General features: G+C 72.5%; 18 protein-coding genes. 11 read left to right on the top strand and 7 right to left on the bottom strand.

Annotation, left to right across the window (positions count from 1 at the left end):
* Window positions 1-141: 141 nt before the first annotated feature.
* The gene (locus tag ABTZ91_RS04650; protein WP_352075653.1) at window positions 142-2763 is read right to left on the bottom strand and encodes a LuxR C-terminal-related transcriptional regulator; all 2622 of its coding nucleotides are present in this window, start codon (window positions 2761-2763) and stop codon (window positions 142-144) included.
* A gap of 629 nt (window positions 2764-3392) precedes the next feature.
* Here ABTZ91_RS04650 and ABTZ91_RS04645 point away from each other — a divergent pair.
* Both ABTZ91_RS04645 and ABTZ91_RS04640 read left to right on the top strand, forming a co-directional pair.
* Complete coding sequence (locus ABTZ91_RS04645; RefSeq protein WP_352075688.1) at window positions 3393-4967, top strand: S8 family peptidase; 1575 nt, start codon at window positions 3393-3395, stop codon at window positions 4965-4967.
* Between the two features lie 771 nt (window positions 4968-5738).
* Window positions 5739-6338: a protease inhibitor I9 family protein gene (locus ABTZ91_RS04640; protein ID WP_352075652.1), complete on the top strand. Its 600-nt coding sequence runs from the start codon at window positions 5739-5741 to the stop codon at window positions 6336-6338.
* A gap of 89 nt (window positions 6339-6427) precedes the next feature.
* On the opposite strand, the gene ABTZ91_RS04635 is transcribed toward ABTZ91_RS04640, so the two are convergent.
* Complete coding sequence (locus tag ABTZ91_RS04635) at window positions 6428-7036, bottom strand: proprotein convertase P-domain-containing protein (protein ID WP_352075651.1); 609 nt, start codon at window positions 7034-7036, stop codon at window positions 6428-6430.
* Window positions 7037-7201: 165 nt separating this feature from the next.
* On the opposite strand from ABTZ91_RS04635, the gene ABTZ91_RS04630 reads away from it, so the two are divergent.
* Window positions 7202-8605, top strand: coding sequence for a GAF domain-containing SpoIIE family protein phosphatase (locus ABTZ91_RS04630; protein WP_352075650.1), 1404 nt, complete (start codon window positions 7202-7204; stop codon window positions 8603-8605).
* Window positions 8602-8970, top strand: coding sequence for an STAS domain-containing protein (locus tag ABTZ91_RS04625; protein ID WP_352075649.1), 369 nt, complete (start codon window positions 8602-8604; stop codon window positions 8968-8970). Before ABTZ91_RS04630 ends, ABTZ91_RS04625 begins: the two co-directional genes overlap by 4 nt.
* Window positions 8971-9541: 571 nt before the next feature.
* On the opposite strand, the gene ABTZ91_RS04620 is transcribed toward ABTZ91_RS04625, so the two are convergent.
* Window positions 9542-10180 (bottom strand): HEAT repeat domain-containing protein, encoded by a 639-nt coding sequence (locus tag ABTZ91_RS04620; protein WP_352075648.1) that lies wholly within the window; start codon window positions 10178-10180, stop codon window positions 9542-9544.
* A gap of 252 nt (window positions 10181-10432) precedes the next feature.
* Between ABTZ91_RS04620 and ABTZ91_RS04615 the strand changes: the two genes are divergently transcribed.
* The gene (locus tag ABTZ91_RS04615; protein ID WP_352075647.1) at window positions 10433-11557 is read left to right on the top strand and encodes a histidine kinase; all 1125 of its coding nucleotides are present in this window, start codon (window positions 10433-10435) and stop codon (window positions 11555-11557) included.
* Window positions 11554-12228 carry a response regulator transcription factor gene (locus tag ABTZ91_RS04610; RefSeq protein WP_352075646.1) on the top strand — a complete coding sequence of 225 codons (675 nt, stop codon included), beginning with the start codon at window positions 11554-11556 and terminating at the stop codon, window positions 12226-12228. Before ABTZ91_RS04615 ends, ABTZ91_RS04610 begins: the two co-directional genes overlap by 4 nt.
* 56 nt (window positions 12229-12284) lie before the next feature.
* On the opposite strand, the gene ABTZ91_RS04605 is transcribed toward ABTZ91_RS04610, so the two are convergent.
* Window positions 12285-13355, bottom strand: coding sequence for a glycosyltransferase family 2 protein (locus tag ABTZ91_RS04605; protein WP_352075645.1), 1071 nt, complete (start codon window positions 13353-13355; stop codon window positions 12285-12287).
* A 228-nt stretch (window positions 13356-13583) separates the two neighbouring features.
* Here ABTZ91_RS04605 and ABTZ91_RS04600 point away from each other — a divergent pair, with 228 nt between their 5' ends.
* On the top strand, window positions 13584-13733 hold the full coding sequence (locus ABTZ91_RS04600; RefSeq protein WP_352075644.1) for a hypothetical protein: 150 nt from the start codon (window positions 13584-13586) through the stop codon (window positions 13731-13733).
* A gap of 216 nt (window positions 13734-13949) precedes the next feature.
* Here ABTZ91_RS04600 and ABTZ91_RS04595 read toward each other — a convergent pair whose 3' ends face one another.
* Both ABTZ91_RS04595 and ABTZ91_RS04590 read right to left on the bottom strand, forming a co-directional pair.
* The gene (locus tag ABTZ91_RS04595) at window positions 13950-14699 is read right to left on the bottom strand and encodes an alpha/beta hydrolase (RefSeq protein WP_352075643.1); all 750 of its coding nucleotides are present in this window, start codon (window positions 14697-14699) and stop codon (window positions 13950-13952) included.
* 412 nt (window positions 14700-15111) lie between these two features.
* Window positions 15112-17457, bottom strand: a complete 2346-nt coding sequence (locus tag ABTZ91_RS04590; protein WP_352075642.1) for an Orn/Lys/Arg decarboxylase N-terminal domain-containing protein — start codon at window positions 17455-17457, stop codon at window positions 15112-15114.
* A gap of 366 nt (window positions 17458-17823) precedes the next feature.
* Between ABTZ91_RS04590 and lanKC the strand changes: the two genes are divergently transcribed.
* From lanKC to ABTZ91_RS04570, 4 genes are all read left to right on the top strand, one after another.
* The gene (gene lanKC, locus ABTZ91_RS04585; protein ID WP_352075641.1) at window positions 17824-20454 is read left to right on the top strand and encodes a class III lanthionine synthetase LanKC; all 2631 of its coding nucleotides are present in this window, start codon (window positions 17824-17826) and stop codon (window positions 20452-20454) included.
* Between the two features lie 45 nt (window positions 20455-20499).
* Entirely contained in the window at window positions 20500-20628 is a 129-nt protein-coding gene (locus tag ABTZ91_RS04580) for a SapB/AmfS family lanthipeptide (RefSeq protein ID WP_345491208.1), read from the top strand.
* Between the two features lie 165 nt (window positions 20629-20793).
* A complete protein-coding gene (locus tag ABTZ91_RS04575) occupies window positions 20794-22635 on the top strand; it encodes an ABC transporter ATP-binding protein (protein WP_352075640.1) in 1842 nt (613 codons plus the stop codon).
* A gap of 86 nt (window positions 22636-22721) precedes the next feature.
* Window positions 22722-24485: an ABC transporter ATP-binding protein gene (locus ABTZ91_RS04570; RefSeq protein ID WP_352075639.1), complete on the top strand. Its 1764-nt coding sequence runs from the start codon at window positions 22722-22724 to the stop codon at window positions 24483-24485.
* A gap of 36 nt (window positions 24486-24521) precedes the next feature.
* Here the strand turns inward: ABTZ91_RS04570 and ABTZ91_RS04565 are convergent, their stop codons facing one another.
* Window positions 24522-25133, bottom strand: a complete 612-nt coding sequence (locus tag ABTZ91_RS04565; RefSeq protein ID WP_352075638.1) for a response regulator transcription factor — start codon at window positions 25131-25133, stop codon at window positions 24522-24524.
* Window positions 25134-25183 lie beyond the last annotated feature (50 nt).

Genomic DNA, 25183 nt, shown 5'->3' with positions numbered 1-25183 from the left:
TCGTCTGGTGGGTGACACCCCGCGCCTACCTCCACCGCTGGTTGACCTGGCTGTCGCCGGCTTCGCCTTCGGCCGCAACACCGTCTGAACCGAGTCTCAGCTTGAGTTGTCGCGTGCTCACCACAAGCACGCCCCGGCCCGTCAGACATCCCTGGCTCGAAAAGCCGACGTGGTAGGCCCGATCAGAGCGGTACGGGAGGGTGCGCCGAGCTTCCGCATGGCGCGTGCGATGTGCTGTTCGACTGTTCGGGGCGACAGGTGCAGGGTGCCGGCGATCTCCCGGTTGGTGAGGCCTGTCGCTGCCAGTTCGGCGACCTCCTGTTCACGCGGAGAGAGCTGGTCCCTGTAGGACGGACGGCCCCGGGGCCGTCGCTCGTCGGCAGGCTGGTGGGTCCGTAGTTCGGCCCGGACACGGGCGGCGTCCCAAGCGGCGCCGAGCTCCGTGTACGTCTGTGCGCAGGTGGTCAGTTCGGACAGCCCTTGCGTCCTGACGGCCGTGCTTCCGGTGGCCAGCTCACAGCGGGCGGCGGCCTCGGTCGTCATCGTCTGGCTGTACGGCCGACGTATGTGGCCGAAAGCGGCCGCGGCCCGGCGGTAGTGAAGCACGGCCGCCTTCCAGCTGCCTTTCGACTCTTCGAGTACCGCTCGGGTCCAGTGGAGTGCAGCCGATGCCACGGGACAGTCGCGGCCTTCGATGCCGGCGGTGTAGGCCGCCGTCATGGCCTCGGCCTTGGCGACCTCGCCCGCGCGGGCCGTCGCCTCCACCGCCCAGGGAGCCAAGTCGGCCGCCCACGCCCACACGCCCTTGGCCGTGAGCCGTTCCCATGCCCGCTCCGACTCCGCGAGGGCCGTGTTCATGTCCTGGCGTGCCAGGGCGAGGCGGATCAGTCCGCCGGACACCGCGGCTGCCAGCGGGGCCGCCGTGCCTTCGCTCAATGCCGCGGCACCTGCTGTGAACCACTCGTCCGCGCGCCCCCAGGCGCCCTGTGCCAGAGCATGCAACCCCAGCACCACACGGGCGTCGGCACTGATGACCGGCATGTCAGGGGTTTCGGTGATAAACGACTCGCACCGGGCCACCAGACCTGACCAGCGCCCGGTGTTCCACTCCAGCAACAACCGTGTGCCCAGCCCCATGTGGGCGGCGTACTGGGCGCCGCTGCGCGCCGACTGTTCGAGCCCTGCCGCCAGCAGCTCGGCGGCCCGGTCGTAGTGGCCGAGCCATACGGCGGAATCTGCGGCGTTGCACAGCCCCCTCGCCGCGTGCTGGATCACACGCTGGTCGGAGCTGTCCGTCGGCAACTGCTCCAGCGCCTGCCAGGCGTTCGGGTCGCCGCAGCACAGCGCCAGACTGGCCCGGTTCCCGGCGACAGCCACGCGTGCCGCCTCGCTGCCGCTGGCCGCGGCGGCTTCCTCCGCGCGGCGTAGCCAGCTCAGGTGCTGGTCGACTGAGCCCCCTGGCCACTGAGGCATGGCCAGAGCCGCCATGGCCCGGGCGGCGAGGTCCGCGCGGTGGTCCCTCAGTTCCTCCGCCGCACGTTCCAGCGCACGCCAGCCGGCATCGGTCCGGCCCACTTGGTTGTGAAGAAGCAGCCCCAGATCCAGGCGAAGCTCTCCGCGTACCGCGACGGGCAGGCTGTCGTCCTCGACCAGTTGCGACAACACCTCCACCGTCTGGTCGGACCGCAGGCCCACCACCGCGCTGCGGGCCAGCATCGGTGCGAGACGGCCCCGTGCTCGCTGTGGGACGACCGGCGAGGCGAGGGCCCGTTCCAGCAGGGTGATGACCTCCTGGTGCCGCCCGGCCTCACTCGCCTCCCGAGCAGCCTGCTCGACGGCCCGCGCCCACCCCCGGACCTGGCCGGCCTCTTTGCGGTGCCGGGCCAGCACCGTCCAATCCACCGGCTGGCGCCGGGCGATCACCCGTGCTGCCCTCGCGTGCAGCTTTTGCTGTTCCGACCAGGGAAGGTGATCCCGCACTGCGACAGCGGCCAACGGAACGGGCAGGACGTATCGGCCCTCACCATCCGTTGTCAGCGTGGCACCGGTGAGCGCGGCGGTCAGGGCCGCACGTCCCTCTTTCCCCTTCTCCGACAGGCCGGCGACCGCGAGCAGTTCTGGACCCGGTACCGGTTCGTCAAGCACCGCCGCCGCCCACACGAGTGCCCGGTGCTTCTCCGGAAGAGCCACCATCCGGCTCAGTACCAATTCCGCCAGCCGCACCGGCACACCCGCGTTGTCGACCTCGGTCTGCGTGCACCGACCGCCGGTGTCCCGCAGGACGGTGAGAACGTCGACGACGACCTGCGCCACGCCGCCTGACTGTTGGAACAGCCTGGCTACCGCCTCCGGGGTGCCCCGGTCACCGATGGCCTCCGCCACGGCTTCACCCACCTGCTCCACGTTCCATGGGTCGATGCGGTGTCTCAGCACCGCCAACTCCGCCGGATAGCGCACCGGCGTCCTCCCCAGCGGCAGCCCCGGCCCCACCGATTCCTCGGGCCGATACGTCATGACAGCGGCAAGCCCGGGCCTAGGGTTCTCCAGCATCTCTCGCAGCCGGTGCGACTCAGCGGCACTGGCCCGGTGCAGGTCGTCGACCAGCAGCAGTACGGGGCCGTCGTCCGGTATGCCCGACGGCGGGCTGCCAGTCCCGCACATCCAGACGATCTTCGGCGCGTCGGCGGCCTCCGGCAGCTTGGCAAGCCTGCGCAGCAGATGGCTTTTGCCCGTCCCCGCGGCGCCTTCGGCGAAAACGAGCAACGGTCTGGCTCCCTGGCGCACCAGCGCGCGCCGTAGCCGTTGCTCCCACGCGGCTTCCCTTACCGTGACCACTGCTCTCCACACGTACGTCGGAACTTCCCGCCCCGCACCCTCCAGTGAGGGCGTCCACCGTGCGCACATCTTGGCCAGAAGTCGTCGGGCGTGTCACTGGTCGTGGCGTGACCGGCGAGGCCGAGATAGGGGACCGACCCCGGTCCTGCGCCACTGTCGCGCATGTCAGACAAAAGACTCCTTCGAACGCTTCCTGGCCCCAGGATCATGACGGAGCCAAACGAAAACCCCGGGCGCAACAGCCCTCACCAACGAGGACGCACGCTTGGCCGCGCCCCTGGAATGACACCTCGCGTCCGCTGGCGCCTGTGCTGTGCCCTTCCCCACGCAAGACCAGGGGACCAGCGAAGGACATATCGCTCTTGGAACTCGCCTCCCTGCGCGGTCAGATCTTTTTTTGCGTATCCGTGCCTGTCGGGACCGAGCCTTGTGGGGGCATCTGACGCCGATCAAAGTTCGGGTACTCCGCCGACCGCACCTGCCGGTCACGGAGAAACACGCCGATTCGCCCATTCCGGGGCCGGCGTGAGACCCGCACTCCATCGGAGACCAGGATGATGTCCAACCCCCGCAAGAGGGTCTCGGTGGCCGTCACCGTGCTGACGCTCGCCGCCGCGGCGACGAGCTTGGCGCCCACGGCGTCCGCCGACTCCCGCCCCACACCCCAGCCCGGCAAACTGCTGAGTGTCCCCGAAGGCCAGCAGGTCAAGGGCCGCTACATCGTCCAGCTGCTCGACAACGACACCACGGTGTCGACCGCTTCGGCGAACAAGCTCGCCAAGACGTACGGCGGCACGGCGCACCGCGTCTACAACCACGCGCTGCGAGGTTTCTCCGCCCAGCTGAGCGAGGACGAGGCCCGCGCGCTGTCCGCCGACCCCAAGGTGAAGTACGTCGCGCCGGTCCAGATCGGCCACTCCGCCGCTACCCAGACGGATCCGCCGTGGGGCCTGGACCGAATAGACCAGAAGTCCCTGCCGCTCGACCGTAGCTACACCTACGCCGGCACCGCCGGCAACGTCACCGCCTACATCGTCGACAGCGGCATCCGCATGAGCCACCAGGACTTCGGCGGACGGGCCAAGAGCGGCTACGACTTCGTCGACAACGACACCGACGCCAGCGACTGCCTCCAGCACGGCCACGGAACGCACGTGGCCGGCACGGTCGGCGGCTCGACGTACGGAGTGGCCAAGGGCGTCAAGCTCGTTTCGGTCCGCATCCTGGACTGCAACGACAGCAGCACGACCGAGCAGGCTCTCAACGGCATCGACTGGGTCACCCAGAACGCCGTCAAGCCCGCCGTGGCCAACTTCAGCCTGGTGTTCGGCTCCTCCGACACCGTCGTCGAGGGCGCGATCAAGCGGTCCATCGCCTCAGGCGTCGTCTGGACGCTGTCAGCTAACAACCAGAACATCGACGCCTGCCAGTCCTCCCCGGCGAAGCTTCCCGAAGCGATCACCGTTGGAAACACCGACAGCACGGACAGGCGCTACTCCAACTCGAACTACGGGCCCTGCCTCGACATCTGGGCACCCGGTACCAGCATCGTCTCCGCCAGCCACCAAAGCGACACCGGCACCCGCACCATGACCGGTACGTCCATGGCCGCCCCTCACGTGGCCGGTGCGGCAGCCCTGTACCTGGCCTCCAACCCCAACGCCACGCCCAAGGACACACGGGACGCGCTGGTCGCCCAGGCCAGCACGGTCACCATCGGCGATGCCAAGTCGGGATCCCCGAACAAGCTGCTCAACACCAACCCCGGCACCACCACGCCTCCCGCCGGGCCGCGGTTCGAGAACACCAACGACTACACCATCAAGGACAACGCCACCACGGAGTCTCCCGTCACCGTCAGCGGCGTCAGCGGAAACGCTCCCTCCACCCTCTCCGTCGGCGTCGACATCCGTCACACGTACCGCGGGGACCTGCGCGTCCAGCTCGTGGCCCCCGACGGCACGGCCTACCTGCTCAAGGACTACAACTCCAACGACGGCGCGGACAACGTCCAGGCCACCTACACCGTCGACGCCTCCAGCGAACCGGCCAACGGCACCTGGAAGCTGCGCGTGACGGACAACTGGGTCAACGACACCGGCTACATCAACGGCTGGTCCCTGCAGTTCTGACCCACCTGCCTTCCTCCCAGCGGGCAACCCCCCAGCACGAACTTGCGGGAAGCCACCGCTGAGCAGACCGTGGGCCGCGGCGAGACCACTCGCCGCGGCTCACCGCGCTTCGCCCCACACGGTTCAGAGCATGGGGAGTACGCGCCTTCGCGCAGGCGAAGCCCTGGCAGCTGTTGCGACGTCGGGTACTCCACCTGTCGCGTCATTACCATCGCCCAAACCGTCCGCACGCCGCCGGCCTGCAACCACGCAGTGAATGAGGTATCCGTACCGCCCCGTCCCCGGATGGAACGAGGTCACGGTCCAGCCATGTCGTGACATCAGTCGGGATGACCGGACTGCCAGGCCCCTGGGGCTGGTCCTGAAGCCGCCTCGGTCGACCGACACTGTGTGCCCGGGCATACGGGGCCGGCGAGGCTCACCACTGCCAGCCGCCTCTTCAGCCGGCAGCGAGCTTGGCCGGCCGGCGCCTCATCGCATGTGTCCCGCACAGCACGTCCCGCGGGAGGCGCGTTCCGCGTGCCCGGGTACCTTCCCCGCATCCGATCACTGATGGGATGGGGGGCCGGATCGAGCCGCTGCTACCGGCCGATCCGGTCCGCATGTCAGTGGACTCCACCCTCTGGCGGGCCCACCAGCATGCCGCCGGGGCCAGAAAGAGGCGGCACCGGACCTGGCCGGAACACGACTCTCCCTGATGTGGCATGGACACGTAATGTCCACCGCGGCGCTCACCCGGCGCCATCCCCCACCCGTCGAGGCAGGAGACACATGCGCCGTCGGTCCATCACCCTCAGATCCCGGAAGGCGTCCCGCGCCGCGGCTCTCGCCGCCGTCGCGCTCGCCGGAACGCTGGCTGCCGTCGGACTCCCCGGTGCCGCCACCGCGGCCGAGACCGCGCCCACCGCCGTGCCGCTCACCGCCGCGCCGGCTGCCGACGGCGTGCGGCCGATCTCCGGCTCGTACATCGTGCGGCTCACCCCGGGCGCCGACGCGCGTGGACTCGCCCGCACCCTCTCCGTCAGCCCGCGCTACGTCTACGACACAGCCGTCGACGGCTTCGCCGCCGACCTCACCGCCGGGCAACTACGCACCCTTCAGCGCCAGAAGTCCGTCGTCGCCATCGAGCAGGACTCCTACGTCGACAACGCCAAGGACGCCACCCAGACCAACCCGCCGTCCTGGGGCATCGACCGCGTCGACCAGCGCAATCTGCCGCTCTCCGCCAGTTACACGTACACCGCGACCGGAGCGGGCGTGCACGCCTACGTCATCGACACCGGCATCGACGTCACCCACCCCGACTTCGGGGGCCGCGCCCAGTTCGTGGCCGGTACGCCCAACCTGCTCGTATACACCGGCGGGCTGTGATCCGACCCGGACGCGACAGCTCCGCCCCGGCCGCGCACCACGACGGCCGGGGCGGGGCGGTTCGTTACTCACGAGCTTATGGCCAGGCGTCAGAACTGCAGCGACCAGGCGTCGATCTTCCCCGTGTCGTCCTCCACGTTGTCCGTGACGCGGGGCTTCCACGTGCCGTTGGGGCGTTGCCTGAGACGCCACTGACGGTGTTCGGGACTCGACGGTCGCGTTGTCGCTTCGTCCGCAATGTTCTCGGCGCGCTGGACGACCCCCGCAGGGGCGGGGAGCAGTCGCCTCGTCTCACCCCGGTAGTTGCGTGGCGGGACGACCCCTTTGGGCACCGTTTTGACGGTGCGGTTGTCGCTCCCGTGCCCTGCGGCATTCGCGCGTCGGTGCGTAAGTCTGGGTCCGGGTTCCGGATCGCCGTCCAGGAAGCCCTTGATGATCCCGTCCGCCACCGGCCCGGAAGCCGCTCCCGGCACCCGCTCTCCAGGTTCCCACCGGCGTGCCTGCGCAGCGGGCTCGCGGGCGGTGACCGGTCCGTCGTCCGGCTTCGAGCGCTCTTCGAACGCGGTCCGGAGAGGGTCGACACTGGCCGGCAGGACGGCTTTGCGGAAGGAGCGCCTGGTCGGCCTTCGCCGGGAGGGCGCGGCGGATTCCGCGTCGGCGCAGGAGGCGCTGTTCTCGCGGGAGGCGTCCATCGTCATCGGATCGGGTGACCTCGGGGGCGTTCGGTAGAGTTCTGGTGTGCTGGCTGTCCGGTCGGTGCCTTCCCGGGGGGGACGAGCGAGACGAGGACCATGCCGGAGCAAGCGAGCCCGTCTGCGATAGCGCCGGGCCGACCTCGTGCCGCGTCGGTCGAGGCGGCACGGATGGCGGCGGTGCGCCGTTACGACATTCTGGACACTCCGCCGGACGGCGCCTACGACCGAGTCGCGGCACTGGCCGCGCGGTTGTTCGAGGTCCCTGTGGCGACGGTCACGATCGTGGACGAGGACCGGATCTGGTTCAAGGCCGCGCACGGGCTGGAAGGGGTCACCGAGATCGGCCGCGACCCGGGCCTGTGCGCCTCGGCGGTCCTGACCGATGACACCACCGTCATTCCCGACACCTTGCTCGATCCGGTCGCCTGTTCCAACCCGCTGGTCGCCGGCCCGATGGGGGTGCGGTTCTACGCCGCCGCTCCGATCATCACCGCCGACGGGTACCGGCTGGGCACGGTCAACGTCCTGGACACCCGCCCGCGTGAGATCAGCGAGGCGGATTCGGCCACGCTCGCGGACCTGGCCGCGGTGGTACGGGACCAGCTTGAGCTGCGGCTGTCCGCGCTGAACGCGGTACGCGCCGAACAGGAGCGCCGCAAGGTCGAAGAGGAGAAGCGTCAGGCGGAGGAGGAAGCCCGCCGGCGTGCGGAGCGGGACAAGGCGGCCATCACCGCGTTCGCCTCCACCCTGCAGCGCACCCTGGTGCCTCCCGCTCTGCCCGCCGTACCCGGGCTGGAGCTGGCCTGCCACTACAAGACCGCCTCCCCGCAGGAAGTGGGCGGCGACTTCTACGACGTCTTCCCCGTCGGCGGGGGCCAGTGGGCGTTCTTCCTGGGTGACGTGTGCGGCAAGGGCGCCGAGGCCGCCTCGGTCACCTCGCTGACCCGCTACACGCTGCGGGCCGCGGCCCTCGTCGACGCGGACCCGATGGCCGCGCTGCAGGCCTTGAACACGGCGCTGCTGCTGGACCCGGCGGTCGGCACCCGCTTCTGCACCGCTGTCTTCGGCCTGCTCGATCCGGCTCGGGACGGCGGTTTCACGGTCACGCTGGCCACCGGCGGCCACCCGCCCGCCTACCACCTCAGGCCCGCCGAGGGCAGCGGTGTACGGGTCGAAGCGGTCCGCGCCAAGGGCGGCATGCTGGTCGGCGCGTTCGCCGAAGCCGTCTTCGCCTCACGCACCCTGCACCTGGCACCCGGCGAAGGACTGCTGCTCTACACCGACGGGCTGACCGAGGCCCGCACCGCCGACGGCCAGATGCTCGCCGACAGCGGTCTGGTGGACTTCCTGGCCAAGCGAACCGGGCCGGTCAGTGCCGGCACCCTGATCGACGACACCGTCGCGCTCCTGGATACTCTCCCCGACACCGAACGCGACGACGTGGCGCTGCTGGCCCTGTCCGTCCCCACCGCGGATGCCGCTCCCGTCGGCACCACCGCCACCGCCCACAGCGCCGCCGCCCCGACCGCACCCGCCGACGCCTCCGTCGGGCAGGAGAACCGACGCCCATGACCGACGCATTCCACATCGACGTCCCGCACACCGACGGCACCCTGGCCGTGCTCGCGCTGTCCGGCGAATTCGACATCAACGCGGCGCCCGCCGTGCGTGCCCGCGCCCTGGAACTGATCGCGGACGGCCACCCCCACCTGGTCGCCGACCTGGCGGGCGTCACGTTCTGCGACTCCTCCGGGCTGGGAGCCCTCGTCGGCATCTGGCGCTGCGCCAAGGACGCCGACGGCACCCTGACCCTGTCGGCCGTCCCCGACCGGCTGAGCCGCCTGCTCAGCGTCACCGGGATGGACACCCTCCTGCCCGCCTACCCCACCGCCGAAGCTGCGCTCGCCGCCCGCCAAGGAAACCGCACCACCGCCTGAAGACCCTCGCCCGCACAGGCGGCCCCCATGCGCCCGTCCGGTCCGGAGCGGGACCGGCCGACCCTGGGCGAGGGACGGGACCGACACCGGCGCACGCCCTCGAAGCCCGGCGACACCCGAGCCGGCTCCTCCCCTCTGCCACACGGCGGGAACCCGGCGCCGTCGCCCAGGCCGCTCCGCGTAACGGTCGAAGCGGCCTGCCCGGCGCCGTTCCGGCGCGCGAGCTCTCGTGCCCCTGCCGCTCGTACGGAGGAGGCCGGCCGTTGGACACCGACGCCCTGCCCACCGACGGGGACATGCCAGGCGCGAAGTCGAGGAGCAGGAGCGCCGCGGTCACGCCCACCCGGGGGCGGGCCGGCGCGGCGCCGAGCCAGGCCCGCCACGAGCCCCCGTTGCGGTCATCGATCCGCCCCCCGCCCGCGAGGCATCTCGGCGCGGCTCCGCAAGCTGCCTCTGAGGAGATCGCGGCAGCCGCCTGCGTCCCCTGGCGCAACGGAGGCGCCGGACAGAAGACCGACGTCGCCCCGAAGTCACCGCTCCGCGCTCGTACCGACCATCCGGTGAACGTTGATCAGTCATCGAACGGCACGCCGGCCCGGGGCCGACCGACGTCCCCCTCGCCGGTTTCTCCGTCGGTCGCCTCACGGAGCACGTCAGCGCGGCGGTCAGCCCCCGGCACTTCCACACCGGTCGCCGCTTCGGACCTTCTCGTCAGCTGTTTCCGCGCGTTCTCGCGGATGATCTCGTTCTCGTCGTCCCGCAGGCCCTCGAGGGCTTCCCGGGCTTCCGGGCCGGGAACGGCGCCGAGAGCCCAGATCGCCTTCACCGCGAGGGCCCGGTTCTCGTCCCAGTCCAGGTGCTCGGGGACCCAGCGGGTCGCCAGGGCCAGCGTCGGCACCGCCCGGGGCGAGCGGAGCTCGCCCAGGACGGACACGACGTCCTCATGCCCCCGGTGCCATTCGGCGGGGAACAGCTCGGTCAACGGCTCCAGGAACTCCTCGCCCGAGGCGTCGGCGGCGGCATGGAGGATCAACGCCATCTCGACGTCGTCGGCGTCCCGGCGCTCCATGGCGTCCCGGAGCAACCGGAGTGCCAGGGCCGAACCGTCGGGCTCGCCGAAGTGGGCGAGCACCTCGTCGAGCGTGCGCGTCGCTCCCTCGCCCGGTGCGATCACCAGGCCCGTGACCAGATCCTGCTCCTCCGGGGTCATCGACTGACCACCTCTCCCCTGTGGCGAACGCCCCAGGTGTCTCGTCCTGGGTGGACCCTAGCGAGATCGGTCTCAGGGGGTGCCTTCCGCACTCGTGACATCGGCCTGGCCGCAACCACAGGGCGCCTTCCGCGCTCGTCGACGAACGGCTCCCGCGCTTCAGGAGCGGCTCGTCATCCCGCGCGGGGGGGGACGTCTCTCCGGCGGGGCGTCGCGGTGGCCCGCGCGGGCCGGTGTGCCTAGGGTCGGTTCATGAACGGTCTGGTGCGCAGCGGGCTGCCGGTCATGGCCCTGGTGGCGGTGGTGGCCCTGGTGCCGGGCTGGGCTGAGGGGCGCGCGCCGACCTGGCCGGAGGCCGGGGCCGCGGCGGTCAGCTGTGGGGTTCTGCCCTGGAGCAGACGCCGTCCCGTGGCGGTCTTCCTGGTGGCGCTGGCGGGTTCGCTGGTGTCGCTCTTCCTGAGCAAGCTGGTCTTCCCCGCCGCCGTGCCGGTCGTCGTGGCGCTCTACGTGATCGGGTCGAGTCGTTCGCTGCGCATGACGACGGCGTGCACGGCGACGGCTGTGGTCGCCGTGATCACCCAGGTGCAGGTGGTCCGGCAGATTCCCACCTTCACCCTGCGCAACGGCACCCAGCTGGGCTGGTTCGTCGCGGCGGCGGCGATCGGAGTGGCGCTGCAGACCCAGCGCCGTCTTCGTGAGACCGTCGAGGAACGGGCCCGCAAGGCCGAGGAGTCGCGCGAGGCCGAGGCCAGGCGGAGGGTCGGTGAGGAACGGCTGCGGATCGCACAGGAGCTCCACGACGTGATCGGCCACTGCATCTCGGTGATCAACGTGCAGGCCGGAGTCGCCGCCCACCTGCTGCGCAAGGACCCGGCCGAGGCGGAGAAGTCCCTGGACGTGATCCGTGGCACCAGTGGTACGGCCCTGGAGGAGATCCGTACGACGCTCGGTCTGCTCCGCGGGGCGAGCGAGGCGGCACCTACCTCGCCGGTGCGCGGCCTCGACGATCTTCCCGCCCTCCTCGACCGGGCGAGGCGCAGCGGCCTCCTGGTCACCGTCACCCGCCACGGCGATCCGAGGGGGGTCCCGCACGTTCTGGAGGAGACGGTGTACCGGCTGATCCAGGAGACCTGCACCAACGCGCTGAGGCACGCCGGGCCCGGCACCGCCGTGCACGTACGGCTCACCTTCGCGGAGCAGGAGCTCGTCGTCGTGGTGGAGGACGACGGCGCCGGCTCCGCGCCGACCGGCGGCGGGAGCGGTTTCGGGCTCCAGGGCATGCGCGAGCGGGTGGAGGCGGCCAGCGGCACGCTGGAGACCCGTCGGCTCGACCCGGGCTTCCGGGTGACGGCGCACATTCCCACGGAGGCGTCATGACGGTGCGTGTGCTGCTGGCGGACGACCAGCGGCTGATCCGGGCGGGTCTGAAGTCGCTCATCGACTCCGAGGACGGCCTCGAGACCGTCGGTGAGGCCGCCGACGGCAACGAGGCAGTGCGCCTGTCGCGGGCGCTGCGGCCCGATGTCGTCCTGATGGACATCCGCATGCCGGAGCTGGACGGTCTGGGCGCCACCCGCGCCATCTGCGCCGACCCGTCGCTCTCGGCCGTCAAGGTGGTGGTGGTGACGACCTTCGGGCAGGAGGAGTACGTGGTCGCGGCCCTCCAGGCCGGCGCCAGCGGCTTCCTGGTCAAGGACACACCGCCCGCCGAACTGCTGGCCGCCGTCCGCACGGTCGCGGCGGGCGACAGTCTGCTGTTGCCTCAGCTCACCCGCCGTCTCGTCGCCGCCCACGTCCGCCCCGCCCCGGGAGCCGGCGCCGGACCGAAGGGGCTCGATCCGCTGAGCCCCCGGGAGAGGGAGGTCCTCGCCCTGGTCGGCAGGGGCCTGTCGAACGACGAGATCGCCGCCGAGCTGTTCCTGTCGCCGCTGACGGCCAAGACGCACGTCAGCCGCGTCATGACCAAACTGGGTGCCCGTGACCGGGCACAACTCGTGGTGATCGCGTACGAGAGCGGCCTGCTGCAACCGGGACGGACCGGCTCCTGACCGGCCGGGCCGCACCGCGGACCCGGCCCGGCCGCATCGCGTCGAGGAGGTGCCGCCTACGTCGCGGCCTCCTGACCCACGTGGTGCCACTGCGCGGCGCGCCCCCTCACGAGGTCCATCGCCGAGCGGACGAAGACGGCCTGGACGAACGCGTCGTAGGCGAGCTCCGGCAGGAGCGGAACCGCCAGCAGACGCGCCCGCCGGCCCGCGCCCCACACGGTCAGCACCCGCTCGACGACGAACAGCACCCCCACCCCGACCCACAGCGGATGCCATCCCCACGTGCCCGTGATCGCGGTGATCAGCACGAGCAGCAGATACAGGCCGAACGCGATGGTGCCCGCGCCGAGGCCCAGCTGTTGGCCCCAGTATCTCCACGTCACCGATGTCAGTCCGTAGTGCCGCAGGTTCTCCAGAGCTCCGCGCTGCCAGCGCAGACGCTGGTGCCACAGGTCGCGCCAGGTCGGCATGATCTCGGTGACCACCCGGCACTCGTCGGGAGAGACCAGATCCCACCGGAGGGTCTTCAGCGCGAGGGTGAGCTCGTTGTCCTCGGTGAGGGCCAGGGTGTCGTACACCTGCCCCGGTGTGCCGGGCAGGACGTCGCCCCGGCAGGCCGCCACCTGCCTCAGCGCGCCGACCCTGATCGCCGAGGCCGTTCCCGTCAACACCATGACCCGGCCCCCCTTGCGGGATATCTCCCGCCCGTAGCGGGCGTACTCGTTGCGCTGGAACTGTCCGAGCACGCCTCCTCCGGGCGCCCCGTGGAACACACCGCCCACGGCACCGAGCCGCGCGTCCGAGGCGAGCAGCCGCTGCGCGGTCTCCAGGAACTCGGGGGCGATCACCGAGTCGGCGTCCATGACGAGAACGGCGTCGTCCTCGTCCAGGTGCGGCAGCAACCGGGTGAGGGCCTGGTTGAGCGCGCCGGCCTTGCGGGCCGCGTTGCCGCGGGTCTCCCACACCTCGGCACCCGCGCGGCGGGTCACCTCGACGGTGTCGTCGGTGCTGTTGTCGCTGATGACCACGACACGGTCCGGTGCACGCCGCTGTGCGCGGAGGGAGTCCAGCGTGGCGGTGATCCCGGCAGCCTCGTTGTGGGCGGGGATGAGCACGACCAGTTTCACGGGGGCCTTCCAGGGTGCGGCACGGTTCGCGGCCGCTCCGGTCGGACGCGGCCGGTCTCCACCGTGCGACGTGACCCGTGCCCGGGTCGCCCTGCCCGGGATGTATCGCACAGCCGGCGTACCACCCCGGGAGTACGTCCTCTTGTCATCCCCGGGCGGACGCGGACGCACCGGGGGGCCGGGCACCGTGGGGGCGTCAGCCTGCCGAAGGAACGAAAGGACGGCTCCATGTACACCACCGCCGCCGGCGCGACGGGAACCGGCTTCACCGGCGCTCTCGCCGCCACCGGCCTGACGGCCCTCAGCTGGATCGTCGCGGCCACGACCCTGGTCTTCGCGGGGCTTGCCGTGGGCAAACTCCTGCCGCGACGCCGCTGAGGCCTCGGTCGGCCCCGTGACCACCGCCGGGGCCGGGGGACGGAGGACGGGTGGCGCAGAGCGGTGATTCGGGCCATCCGGGCCGAGGGCGTCGGCGACCGGCCGCGGAAGGTGACGGCGCCCTCGGCGAGGAGATCGCACACCGGCGGCGTGCGCGCCTCACTGAGGTCGGCTCGTTCCACCGGGCGCAGACGCAGTCCGTCGCCGGGACAACGGTCAGGCGGCGTGAGCCGTGCCGTGTGCGGCGTCGGCGAGGAGGCGGGCCGCTCGGTTTCCGGCCCGGAGGGCGTGAGGGGCGTGGCTGAGCCGGCAGCGTTGGGACGCGGGGTCGTACGCGGTCATGATCACACCGGCGTGATCGGTGCCAGGCTCCTCGATCGAGGCGGGCCAGCCCCGCTGCCGAAGGGCGGTGTGGAGCCGCCGTGACTCCTCGACGCCCACGATCGGATCGGCGGCGCCGTGGACGAGCCGGACCGGGAGGGACGGCAGCGCACTCTCGACGCTCGTCAGCTCGTCGAGCGGGGCACGGCCGGTCAGCGGTTGAGACCGGCTGTACGCACCGGCGAGACCGACGACGGCTCGGGGCCGCCAGCCGTCGAGTGCGTACGGGTCGAGGGCCGCGGCGAGGGCCGCGTTGGCTCCGAGGGACCAGCCGGCGAGCGTGGTCCGGCCGCTGTCCCCGCCGAAGGCGGCCGCGCTCCGCTGGACGAAGACCGCGGACTCCCGCAGATGGGCACGCCCGCCGTCCTCGGCGTCGGGACGCCAGTCCGGTACGAAGCACACCAGGCCCAGGCCGGCGGCGGCCCGGGCCAGCGGTGCGAGGACGTCCCGCTCGTCAGGGCCTCTGCCGTGCCAGAGCAGCGCGACGGGCGAGGCCGCAGGCGCCGTCGCGGGCCGGTACACGTCGACGCGCTGGCCACCGGCCCCGTACACGAGCCCGCTCGTCACGGCGACGTCCGCGCTCACCACTGCCTGCCTGCCCCGTTCCGCATGTGCTCCCGGTGCGTCTCCGCGCCCCGGCCCCGGCCTCTTCGAGCCTACCGAGGGGCGTCCGCTCGGTTGCTGCCGGGGCCCGTTGGCACCCGTGGGGCGTCGAGGAGGAGCGGGGCGCCCTCGACGCCGAGGTGCCGCAGGCGGAGACGGTCCGCCGGTTCGGCGACGCCTCCCGGCGCGCCGGCGCCGGGTCGCCGACCGGCCCCACCGCTTCCTCGACGGCTACCGGCGGCCGGCGCACTCGGTGTGGTCCGTCTTCGGGCCCTCGTGGCGGTCGGCGGACGGGCTGCTCCTGCGCGGGGCGGAACGTGTCGGGGTCGCGTCCATGACGGGTGGTCTCGACTCACTGCTCAGCACCCGCGTGCGCACGCGCGTCCCGTGCGCGTCAGGGGTGCGAGAGGTTCCGCCGGGCCTCGGGGCGGACGCATTCGATGAGGTAGTCACCGTTCTCGGGGTCGATGGTGACGCCGTGGGCTTCGCTGTGGAAGCCGGGGAAGGCGCGGTCGAAGGCCTCCAGCGCGGTGAGGTAGCGCAGGACCGGACCGTCGGGCTCGCCGAGCGCCTCGCCCGGCATCAGGACGGGGATTCCGGGCGGGGTCACGGTGACCATGGCGGCGGCGACCCGTCCCGCCGCCTGGGCGAGGGGGATGCGTTCGGTGCCGCCGCGGATCAGCTGCCGGTAGCAGGCCCGCGGCGGAGCGACGGGTTCGGGCAGCTGCTGGAAGGCGGTGTCCAGGGCGTCGATCAGTTCGGCGCCGGTGAGGTGTTCGTGCATCTCCTGGCACAACTCGCGCAGGCTCAGACGTCCGTAGCGCCCGGGGTGGCTCTCGACGAGGTCGGGCAGTACCTGGCGCAGCGGGGTGCCGGCGTCATGGAGGGCCTTGAAGTCCATCAGGGCGTCCATCAGGGTGCCCCACTTGCCCTTGGTGATGCCCATGGAGAACAGCACGAGCGTCGTGTAGGTGTCGGTCTTCTCGACGACGATGCCGCGCTGCGCGAGGTACGCGGTGAGGACACGGGCCGGAATGCCCCACGGGTCCGCCTGCCCCTGGGCGTCGACGCCGGGGCAGGTGAGGGTGACCTTGACGGGGTCGAGCATGCACTGGCCGCGGCTCAGCCCCTGGAAGCCGTGCCAGGCGGCGTCGGGGTCGAGTTCCCAGCAGCGCGGGTCGGAGGCCAGCAGGGCGGGAGAGGCGTCGGCGAACGCGGTCGTGGTGCCGTCGGCCGGATCGGTGACGGTGTCGGGCTGCCAGACGCCGAAGAACCACGGCGGCCGGTCACCGGCAGCGGCGATGCGGCGCCCGGTGCGGACCACGGCCTGGCGGAAGCGGATCGCCTCCGTGACGGCCTCGTTGATCAGCCATTCGCCCTGGGGGCCGTCCATCATGGCGGCGGCCACGTCGAGGGAGGCGATCGCCGGATAGAGGGCGGAGGTCGTGCCGTGCATCATGAACGCCTCGTTGAAGCGGTGGTGCTCGACCGGCGCGCGGGGCGAGGACTTCACGTGCACCATCGCCGTCTGCGACAGCGCCGCCAGCAGCTTGTGGGTCGACTGGGTCGCGAAGACGGTCGGCCGCTCGTCGCCCTCGAAGGTGTCGGGCCCCACCGCCATTCCGTACCGGCCGGCGTAGAGGGGGTGGAAGCGCGCGTACGCGAACCACGCCTCGTCGAAGTGCAGACGCGGGCTGCTCGGCGCGAGGGCCCGGGCGGTCTGGACCGTGTCGTAACACAGGCCGTCGTACGTCGAGTTGGTGACGACCGCGTACTGGGCGTCGGGCGACACCGCCCCGGGCGTCAGCGGATGGCCGGCGATGCGGGCGGCCACCGCCTCCGGGCGGGTCTCCCGGGCGGGCAGAGGTCCGGCCAGCCCGTAGCCGTTACGGGTGGGGATCAGGTACACGGGACGGGCGCCGGAGATCACCAGACCGTGCAGGACCGACTTGTGGCAGTTGCGGTCCACGAGGGCGATCTCGTCGCCGGTCACGCAGTAGTGCCCCACCATGCGGTCGGCGGTGGAGTTCCCGTGCAGCACGAAGTAGGTGCGGTCGGAGCCGAAGACGCGGGCGGCGTTGCGTTCGGCGTCCCCGATGGGGCCGCTGTGCTCGAAGAGGGAACCCAGCTCCCCCACCGAGATCGACAGGTCGCTGCGCAGCAGCCGCTCACCGTAATAGTCGAAGAACGCCCGCCCCACCGGCGACTTCAGGAACGCCACCCCACCGGAGTGCGCCGGCGTGTGCCAGGAGTACTCGTGGGCGTCGTCGAACCGCCGCAGCGCCTTGAAGAACGGCGGCAGCACCGCCTCACCGTAGGCGCGGGCGGCGGCGGCGACCCGTCCGGCGATGAACGAGGGCGTGTCCTCCAGGGGCCAGATGTAGCCGACGGCGGTCTCCGCCACCCACAACGGCAGCCGGTCGAGACCGATGTCGGACGCCTCGGACATGACGACGAAGGACGGCAGGTCCTTGAATCGACGGGTGATCTGCCGCAGCACCGCCGCCCCCTGCCCGTCGGCCGCCCCGCCGTTCTCCGACGGCAGGTCCCAGGCCACGACCGACGCGATCAGCGCGGCCTCGGTCCGCAACGCCGCGCACGCCGCCTCCACGGTCCGCGCCCACCGGACCTCCACCCCCCGGCTCTCCAGCTCCTTGGCGATCCGCCGCAGTTGCTCACCGCCCACGCCCTGACCCAGGGGATCCTCACGCAGGGCCAGCAGGACACTTCCGTTCGCCATCACGCACGCACTCCCCACACTCGCTGCACCGAGCAGCCTTCGCGAACCGATGTGGCAAGTGTCGAAGGCAAGGTCCACACATGACACCGAAACAGCCCGTCACTCACCCGAAAGGGGTGAGTGACGGGAGCCCTGCCGCCGACTGCGCCGGCCCGGCGCGGGGCCCGTGGGATTCCCAGCCGTTCGGTTCCCAGCCGCTCCGAGGAGGACTCCACGGCCTCGCGCCCTCAGCCAGGGGGATCAAGGTGCCCGCACGGGCCCTGGTTACCCGTGCGTTCCGCACATACGGAAGGTGACAGCGGCGACTGTCGGGGCCCGTGAGGGAGGTGACAACGTCGTGTCCGTCACCGACCGAGGGAGTGCGCAGTGAACAAGGGGTACGCGGTCTTCTGCGACGCCGACCGTCACTTCTACGACGCGCCGCACCGCCTCGTCTTCGGCGAGGCCGAGAGCGGCTCCCTCTACCGGGCCGCCACCCTTCCCGTGCCCGAGGGCTGGACCTCTCACCGGACGGGTGACTGGCTCGCTCTGCGTCCGCTGGACCGCCCGCTCCCCTCGCAGGGCTGGAAGATCCACGTCTCGGCCGGTCTCGACAACGCGGAGGCGGTCCTCGCCAAGGTCCGGGACTACTGTCTGGGGCGGGACGTGGCCTTCAAGTTCGTCCCCAGCCGCTACCTGCTGCACCAGCGCAACGCCAAGTACGCGGACCGCGCGGCGAGCGGCAAGTTCATCACCGTCTACCCGGCCGACGACCGGGAGTGCGAGCGCGTGGCCACCGACCTGGCCGGACTGCTGGACGGCGAGGCCGGTCCGTACATCCTCAGCGACCTGCGGTGGGGCCGGGGCCCCGTACACCTGCGGTACGGAAGCTTCACCCGCCGCCACTGTTACGACGAGCACGGCGAGCTGCGGCCGGCCCTGGAGGACGGCTCCGGCAGGCTCGTACCCGATCGCCGGGGTCCCGTCTTCCACGTGCCCGACTGGGTGACCCCGCCGGCCTTCCTGCTGCCGCACCTCGCGGCACGGGCCGCGGTGACCGTGCGGGACCTGCCGTACGAGATCGACAAGGCGCTGCACTTCTCCAACGGGGGCGGCGTGTACGAGGCCCGGCACCGGCCGACCGGCCGGCGGGTCGTCCTGAAGGAGGCGCGCCCCTACGCCGGGCTCGCCGCGGACGGGGCGGACGCCGTGACCCGGCTGCGCCGGGAGCGCGACGCGCTGGAGCAGCTGTCGGGGCTCGCCTGCACGCCGGAGGTCCTCGACGGCTTCACGGTCGGCGACCACCATTTCCTGGCGCTGGAGTTCGTGGAGGGCAAGCCGCTCAACACCTTCTTCGCCCGGCGGCATCCGCTGATGGAGGCCGATCCGTCGGCGGAGAGGCTCGCCGAGTACACGGAGTGGGCCCTGCGGATCCACGGGCTCGTCGAGCGGGCCGTGGCCGAGGTCCACGCACGCGGGATCGTCTTCAACGACCTGCACCTGTTCAACATCATGGTGTCCGAGGACGAGTCCTCGGTGGTGCTGTTGGACTTCGAGGCCGCCCAGCCGGCTGCGCAGGGCGGTCGCCAGACCGTCGCCAACCCGGCGTTCGTGGCACCGGCCGACCGGCGGGGCTTCGACGTGGACCGGTACGCCCTCGCGTGCCTCCGGATCGCCCTGTTCATCCCGCTCACGAGTCTGCTGGCCGTGGACCGGGCGAAGGCCGCGCACCTGGCGGAGGCCGCCGCGGCGCGGTTCCCGGTGCCCGCCGGTTTCCTGGACGAGGCGGTGCGGGAGATCACGCGCGCGCCGGCCACCAACCGGCCTGGCGAGGGCGCCCGGGTGCCGACCCGGCACCCGGACGGCTCCCGGTTCCTGCCCGTGGAGCCGGAGGACTGGCCCGCCGCCCGTGAGTCCTTGGCGCGCGCCGTCCACGCGTCGGCGACGCCGGACAGGGAGGACCGTTTCTTCCCCGGCGACATCGCCCAGTTCGCCACCGCCGGCGGGGGCATGTCCGTCGCGTACGGCACCGCGGGAGTGCTCCACGCCCTGCGGGAGAGCGGGGCCGGCCGGTGTCCGGAGGCCGAGGACAGACTGCTGCGGTACGCCAAGGCACCCGGCTCCGGCACGCCGCTCGGCTTCTACGACGGGCTCACCGGCGTCGCGTGGACCCTCGACCGGCTCGGGCACACGGCCGCCGCGCTCGAACTGGCCGCGCTCGTCCTCGAACAGGACCATGACGCCCTCGCCCCCGACCTGCACGGAGGGACCGCCGGCGTCGGCCTCGCCCTGGACGCCCTGGCGACCGCCACCGGCGAGAGCGGCCTGCACGCGGCGGCCCTGCGGTGCGCCGAGCTGACGGCCCGCCCGCTCCGGACGTCCGCCCGAACGCCGGGGGCGGCGCCGGGCAGGGTGCGCACGGGGCTGCTGCACGGCGGTGCCGGACGGGCGCTGCTGTTCATACGGCTCTACGAACGCACGCGGGACACCGCGCTGCTCGACCTCGCCGCCGAGGCGCTCCACGACGACCTCTCCCGCTGCGTCCGCGGGGCCTCCGGGACCCTGCAGGTCGACGAGGGCTGGCGCACGATGCCCTACCTGGGCGCGGGCAGTGTCGGCATCGGCATGGTGATCGACGACTATCTGCTGCACCGGCACGACGACGTCCTGGACCGGGCCCGCCGCGACATCGTACGGGCGGCGCAGGCCACCTTCTACGCTCAGCCGGGCCTCTTCCGCGGCGTCGCCGGGATGGTGCTCCACCTCTCCCGTACGAACGCCGGCGGACCCGGTACGACACCGGAGGACGTACGCCGCCAGATCGGATGCCTCACCTGGCACGCCATGTCCTACCAGGGTCATCTCGCCTTCCCCGGCGAGCAGATGATGCGCCTCTCCATGGACCTCTCCACCGGCACCGCCGGCGTCCTGCTGTCCCTCGCGGCGGCGCTGGACGACCGCCCGGCGCACCTGCCGTTCCTCCCGCCGCTGCCGCGGCCCCACGAACCGGCCCCGTGACGGGGTCGTCCTCGCACCACCGTCCCCCTACGAAAGGAAACGATCATGAACCTGTTCGACCTTCAGTCGCTGGAGACCCCCAAGGACGAGGCCATCGGTGACGTCGAGAGCGGCAGCCGCGCGAGCCTCCTGCTCTGCGGCGACAGCAGCCTCAGCGTGACGACCTGCAACTGACCCGATCCGGCTTCCCGCACGGCGCCCTGAACGCCGGTGCGGGGTCACGGTGCCCCTGGAGCGCTGCTCCCGGGGCACCGGCCGTCGGGGCCGGACACCGTCGGCGGCCTCGCGGGGGTCCCCGTACGAGAAGACAAGAGAAGAGAAGAGAAGAGAGGGGATCGGATGGCCTCGCCGACCGGTTCCGACCGGCTGCTCCTCGGTGCCGTACGGCACACCTCGGGCCTCACCGCGGCGCTGCTGCTCTGCTCCGTCGTCGGCGCCGCCTGCTCACTCGCCGTCCCCGCCGTCGCCGGAAGGACCCTGGACCTGCTGCTGCGCCAGGGGCCAGGGGCCGAGACGTGGCTGGTGTGGACCGCCGCACTGCTCGCCGCGGAGATCCTCGCGGAGTCCGGCACCGTGTTCCTGACCCAGCTCGCCAACGCCCGCGCCACCGCGTGGATCCGGCTGCGCGCACTGGCCGGCCTCCTCGGCACCGCCCCCCACCGGGCGGCGCCCCACTCGGGCGGTGACGTGGCCGCCCGGCTGTGCGTCAACGCCACGGACAGCGGCACCGCCCCGGCGGCGCTCGCGACCTCGGTGTCCTCCGTGCTCGTGCCGGTCGGAGCGCTCGTGGCCCTGGCGCTCGTCCACCCCTGGACCTCGGTGGTCTTCGCCGCCGGTCTGCCGCTGCTCCTGCTGCTGCTGCGCGCGTTCGCCGCCCAGTCCTCCGACTCGGTCGGCCGGTACCAGCAGGCGCAGGGCACCATCGCCGCCCGGCTCGCCGAGGCGCTGGGCGGTGCCCGTACCATCGCCGCCGCCGACACGGCACGCCGCGAGGAGGACCGCGTCCTCGCCCCGCTGCCGGAGCTGACGCTGCACGGCACGCGCATGTGGCTCGTCCACGGCCGTGCCGTGGCCCGGAGCGGAGTCCTGCTCCCGCTGCTCACCACGGCCGTCGTCGCGGTGGCGGGGGTGGGCCTGGCCGCCGGTGACGTCACCGTGGGCGAGCTGCTTGCCGTGTCCCGGTACGCGGCGCTCGCCGCCGGGATCGGTGGCATCGCGGCGCCCCTCGGCACCCTGGTCCGGGCGCGCAGCGCGGGCCAGCGCACCGCCGAACTCGCCGATCTGGCGCCGATGACCCACGGCTCCGCCGTCCTGCCGCCCGACGGGCCCGGCGATCTGGAGCTGCGGCGGGTGCGGGTGGTGCGCGGGGGCGTTCCCCTGATCACGGACGTGACGCTCGCCGTCGACGGCGGGTCGACGGTGGCCGTGGTGGGCCGCTCGGGTGCGGGCAAGTCCACTCTGGCGGCCGTCGCGGGCAGGCTGACCGACCCCGATGCCGGACGCGTTCTCCTGGACGGTGTCGACCTGGCCGACCTGGCCGCCGCGGAGCTGCGCGGGGCGACCTCGTACGCCTTCGCACGTCCGGTCTTCGACGGCGGCGCCACCGTGACGATCGGCGCGGCGCTGGCCGCCGGGACCGGGCCCGCTCGGGACCCCGCCACGGCGGAGCGGGTCAGGGAGGCCGCGACGGCCGTCTGCGCCGACGCCTTCGTCCGGCTGCTGCCCCGTGGCTACGAGACCCCGGTGGACGAGGCTCCGCTGTCCGGCGGAGAGGCCCAACGCCTGGGCCTGGCACGGGCTTTCGTCGGTCATGGGCGGCTGATGATCCTCGACGACGCGACGTCCAGCCTCGACACGGCCACCGAACGGCAGGTGGAACGCGCCCTCGCCGCGTCACCGCGACCGTGCACCAGGCTGATCGTCGCCCACCGGGTGTCCACCGCCGCCCGGGCGGACCGGGTGGTCTGGATGGAGGCGGGCCGCGTGCGCAGAACCGGACCCCACCGTCTGCTGTGGGAGGACCCCGACTACCGCGCGGTGTTCACGGCGGAGGCTTCGACGCCGGCGGCCGAGGCGGACGCTGTGACAGCCGAGTCGGGAGCGGTGACGCCTGAGGCGAACACGTCGGCACCCGAGGCGAACACGTCGGCACCGGCGACCGGACCGGAGGTGCGCACGTGACGGCGGCGCCGCGCACGACACAGGCGAAGGATCCGACGGAGCCGGCCCCGGCAGACGCTCCGGCGCCGACATCGACGCCGGCACCGGTGCCGGCCTCCGAGGAGGCGGCTGCCACGGCCCGGCGCACCACGGCGCCCATCCGGTCCCTCCTGCTCCGGCGCAAGGGTGTCCTCGGGAAACTGGCGGCATGGTCGGCAGCCGAGTCCGCCCAGACGTTCCTCGGCGGCTACTGCGTGGCCCGCTCCCTCGACGACGGCTTCTTGAAGGGCTCCCCCGCCACAGGACTGCTCTGGCTGGCGGGGGCCGCCGTGGTCATCCTGCTCGGCGCGCCCGTCGTCCGGGGAATCTTCGCCCAACTCCCCCACCTCACCGAACCCTTGCGCGACGACCTCGTACGAGGGTCGGTCGTGCGGGCCCTGCGCTCGGCCGCCGCCGCGGGCCGCGGCGAGGACACCACGGCGGTGTCCCGGCTGACGAGCCAGACCGAGATCGCCCGGGACAGCTTCGCCGGACTGGTGCTCGCGGCCCGCTCCTTCGTCTTCGTCGCCGTGGGAGCCCTCGCCGGCCTGGTGTCGCTCGCGCCGCGGTTCCTCCTCGTCGTGCTCCCTCCCCTGGTCCTTGGTCTCGCCCTGTTCACGGCGTCGCTACGGCCCATGGCACGGGCCCAGCACCGTTACCTCGACGCCGACGAGGCCGTCGGCCGGCGCGCCGAGGTCACCCGTACCGCCCTGCGCGACCTCGTGGCCTGCGGCGCCCAGGAGGCGACCGCCGCGCAGAACCGCCGTGCCGTCGAGGAGGCCGCGGCCGCCCAGCGTGTCCTGGCCCGCTGGGCGGCCGTCCGCACGCTCTCCGTGGCGACGGCCGGGCAGCTGCCGGTGTTCCTCCTGCTCGCCGCGACCCCGTGGCTCCTCCGCCACGGCGTCACGGCGGGCGCCATGGTGGGGGCGCTCACCTACGTCCTCCAGTCGCTGCTCCCCGCTCTGCACACGCTGATGGCCGTGCTGGGCGCGGCGGGCGCGCGGCTGTTCGTCGTCCTGGACCGGCTCACCCGGCCGCTGCCCGCCGCCCCTCCCCCCTCCGCCCTTCCTCCCGCCGCCCCCTCGGCCGGTCCCCGCCGAACCGGCCGGGCGAGCGCGGCCCTGGAGCTGCGCCGCGTGCGAGCCGCGTACGGACCCGGGGCCCGGGCCGTACTGGACGATCTGGAACTGACCGTCGAGCGGGGGGAACACCTCGCGGTCGTCGGTCCGAGCGGCATCGGCAAGTCGACCCTTCTGCACGCGATGGCGGGCCTGCTGACGCCCGAGCAGGGGGAGGTACGGCTCTTCGGCCGCGCGATCGGTGCCCGCCGGCCGCCGGAACTGGCGGCCCTGCGCGTGCTGCTTCCCCAGGAGGCGTACGTCTTCACGGGCTCCCTGCGGGACAACCTGTGCTACCTGCGGCCCGGCGCCGGCCGGTCCGATGTCGACGGGGCCGTGGACGCGCTGGCCCTGCGGCCGCTCGTCGACCGGGTGGGCGGTCTCGACCGTACGCTGACGCCCGACACCCTGTCCCTCGGCGAACGCCAGCTCATCGCCCTGGGCCGGGCCCATCTGGCGTCCGCCCCGCTGCTGTTGCTGGACGAGGCGACCTGCCACCTGGATCCCGTCGCGGAGGCCACGGCCGAACACGCCCTGCGCGCCCGGCCGGGAACCCTGGTCGTCGTGGCCCACCGGCTGTCGTCCGCGCTCCGGGCCGACCGCGTGCTCGTCCTCGACGGCACCCGTGCCCGGTGCGGCACGCACGCGGAGCTGCTGGAGCGTTCCGCTCTCTACCGCGACCTCATGGGGCACTGGGGCGAGGCCGAGCGGTGAGCCGCCCCGGCCGCGGGGACCTCACGCGGCCGCGGGTCAGGTCCACCCGGCACCCTGGGCGATCCGGATGGCGTCCACGCGGTTGCGGGCGCCGACCTTGCGTATGACGCTCGCCATGTAGTTGCGGACGGTGCCCTTGGACAGGAACAGCGTCGCGGCGATCTCGGAGATCGGCGCTCCGTTGGCGGCCAGCGACAGGACGCTCAGCTCACGCCGGGTCAGGGGCATCTCCGCGGCCTGGAGGAACCCCAGCGCCAGCGTGTCGTCGATGAAGCGCTCTCCCCTGGCCAGACGGTGTACGGCCTCCACCAGTCGGCACTTGGGGCTGTCCTTGTCGACGAAGCCGGCCGCTCCCGCCTCGTGGGCCCGTCTCAGCACGCCCGGCCGCTGCCCCGGGACGAGGGCCAGGAGGGCCGAGCGGCCCGCCGCGCCGGCGGGGGACGAGGGTAAGCAGGCGGTCGGGGGTACGACGGAGGGCGGCAGGCACTCGGCGTCGGCGACGTACACATCGGTCTCGGGCCGCTCGGCGGCCGGGGCGTGCGACCACCGGGGCAGCGAGGAGACCACGTGGATCCCGCTCGACCGCAGCAGTTCCTCGAGCGCGATGCGCAGGAGCTGTGCCTCGTAGACCACCGTCACTCGTATCATTCCCAGCCCTTCGGTCCTGCGCCGTGCCAGGGACGCACGACGCCAGCAGT

The sequence above is a fragment of the Streptomyces sp. NPDC126499 genome (genome assembly GCF_040302485.1).
Lineage (GTDB): Bacteria > Actinomycetota > Actinomycetes > Streptomycetales > Streptomycetaceae > Streptomyces.
The sequence above is the reverse complement of the archived record's forward strand: the minus strand, read 5'-3'. Positions and strand labels throughout refer to the sequence as shown.

Excerpts from the sequence above, each read along its gene's own strand:
- ABTZ91_RS04635 (WP_352075651.1), bottom strand. The coding sequence starts at position 7,036 with ATGACGATGGACGCCTCCCGCGAGAACAGCGCCTCCTGCGCCGACGCG.
- ABTZ91_RS04590 (WP_352075642.1), bottom strand. The coding sequence starts at position 17,457 with ATGGCGAACGGAAGTGTCCTGCTGGCCCTGCGTGAGGATCCCCTGGGT.
- ABTZ91_RS04620 (WP_352075648.1), bottom strand. The coding sequence starts at position 10,180 with ATGACCCCGGAGGAGCAGGATCTGGTCACGGGCCTGGTGATCGCACCG.
- ABTZ91_RS04625 (WP_352075649.1), top strand. The coding sequence starts at position 8,602 with ATGACCGACGCATTCCACATCGACGTCCCGCACACCGACGGCACCCTG.
- ABTZ91_RS04565 (WP_352075638.1), bottom strand. The coding sequence starts at position 25,133 with ATGATACGAGTGACGGTGGTCTACGAGGCACAGCTCCTGCGCATCGCG.
- ABTZ91_RS04640 (WP_352075652.1), top strand. The coding sequence starts at position 5,739 with ATGCGCCGTCGGTCCATCACCCTCAGATCCCGGAAGGCGTCCCGCGCC.
- ABTZ91_RS04645 (WP_352075688.1), top strand. The coding sequence starts at position 3,393 with ATGTCCAACCCCCGCAAGAGGGTCTCGGTGGCCGTCACCGTGCTGACG.
- ABTZ91_RS04600 (WP_352075644.1), top strand. The coding sequence starts at position 13,584 with ATGTACACCACCGCCGCCGGCGCGACGGGAACCGGCTTCACCGGCGCT.
- ABTZ91_RS04575 (WP_352075640.1), top strand. The coding sequence starts at position 20,794 with ATGGCCTCGCCGACCGGTTCCGACCGGCTGCTCCTCGGTGCCGTACGG.
- ABTZ91_RS04610 (WP_352075646.1), top strand. The coding sequence starts at position 11,554 with ATGACGGTGCGTGTGCTGCTGGCGGACGACCAGCGGCTGATCCGGGCG.
- ABTZ91_RS04630 (WP_352075650.1), top strand. The coding sequence starts at position 7,202 with ATGGCGGCGGTGCGCCGTTACGACATTCTGGACACTCCGCCGGACGGC.
- ABTZ91_RS04580 (WP_345491208.1), top strand. The coding sequence starts at position 20,500 with ATGAACCTGTTCGACCTTCAGTCGCTGGAGACCCCCAAGGACGAGGCC.
- ABTZ91_RS04615 (WP_352075647.1), top strand. The coding sequence starts at position 10,433 with ATGAACGGTCTGGTGCGCAGCGGGCTGCCGGTCATGGCCCTGGTGGCG.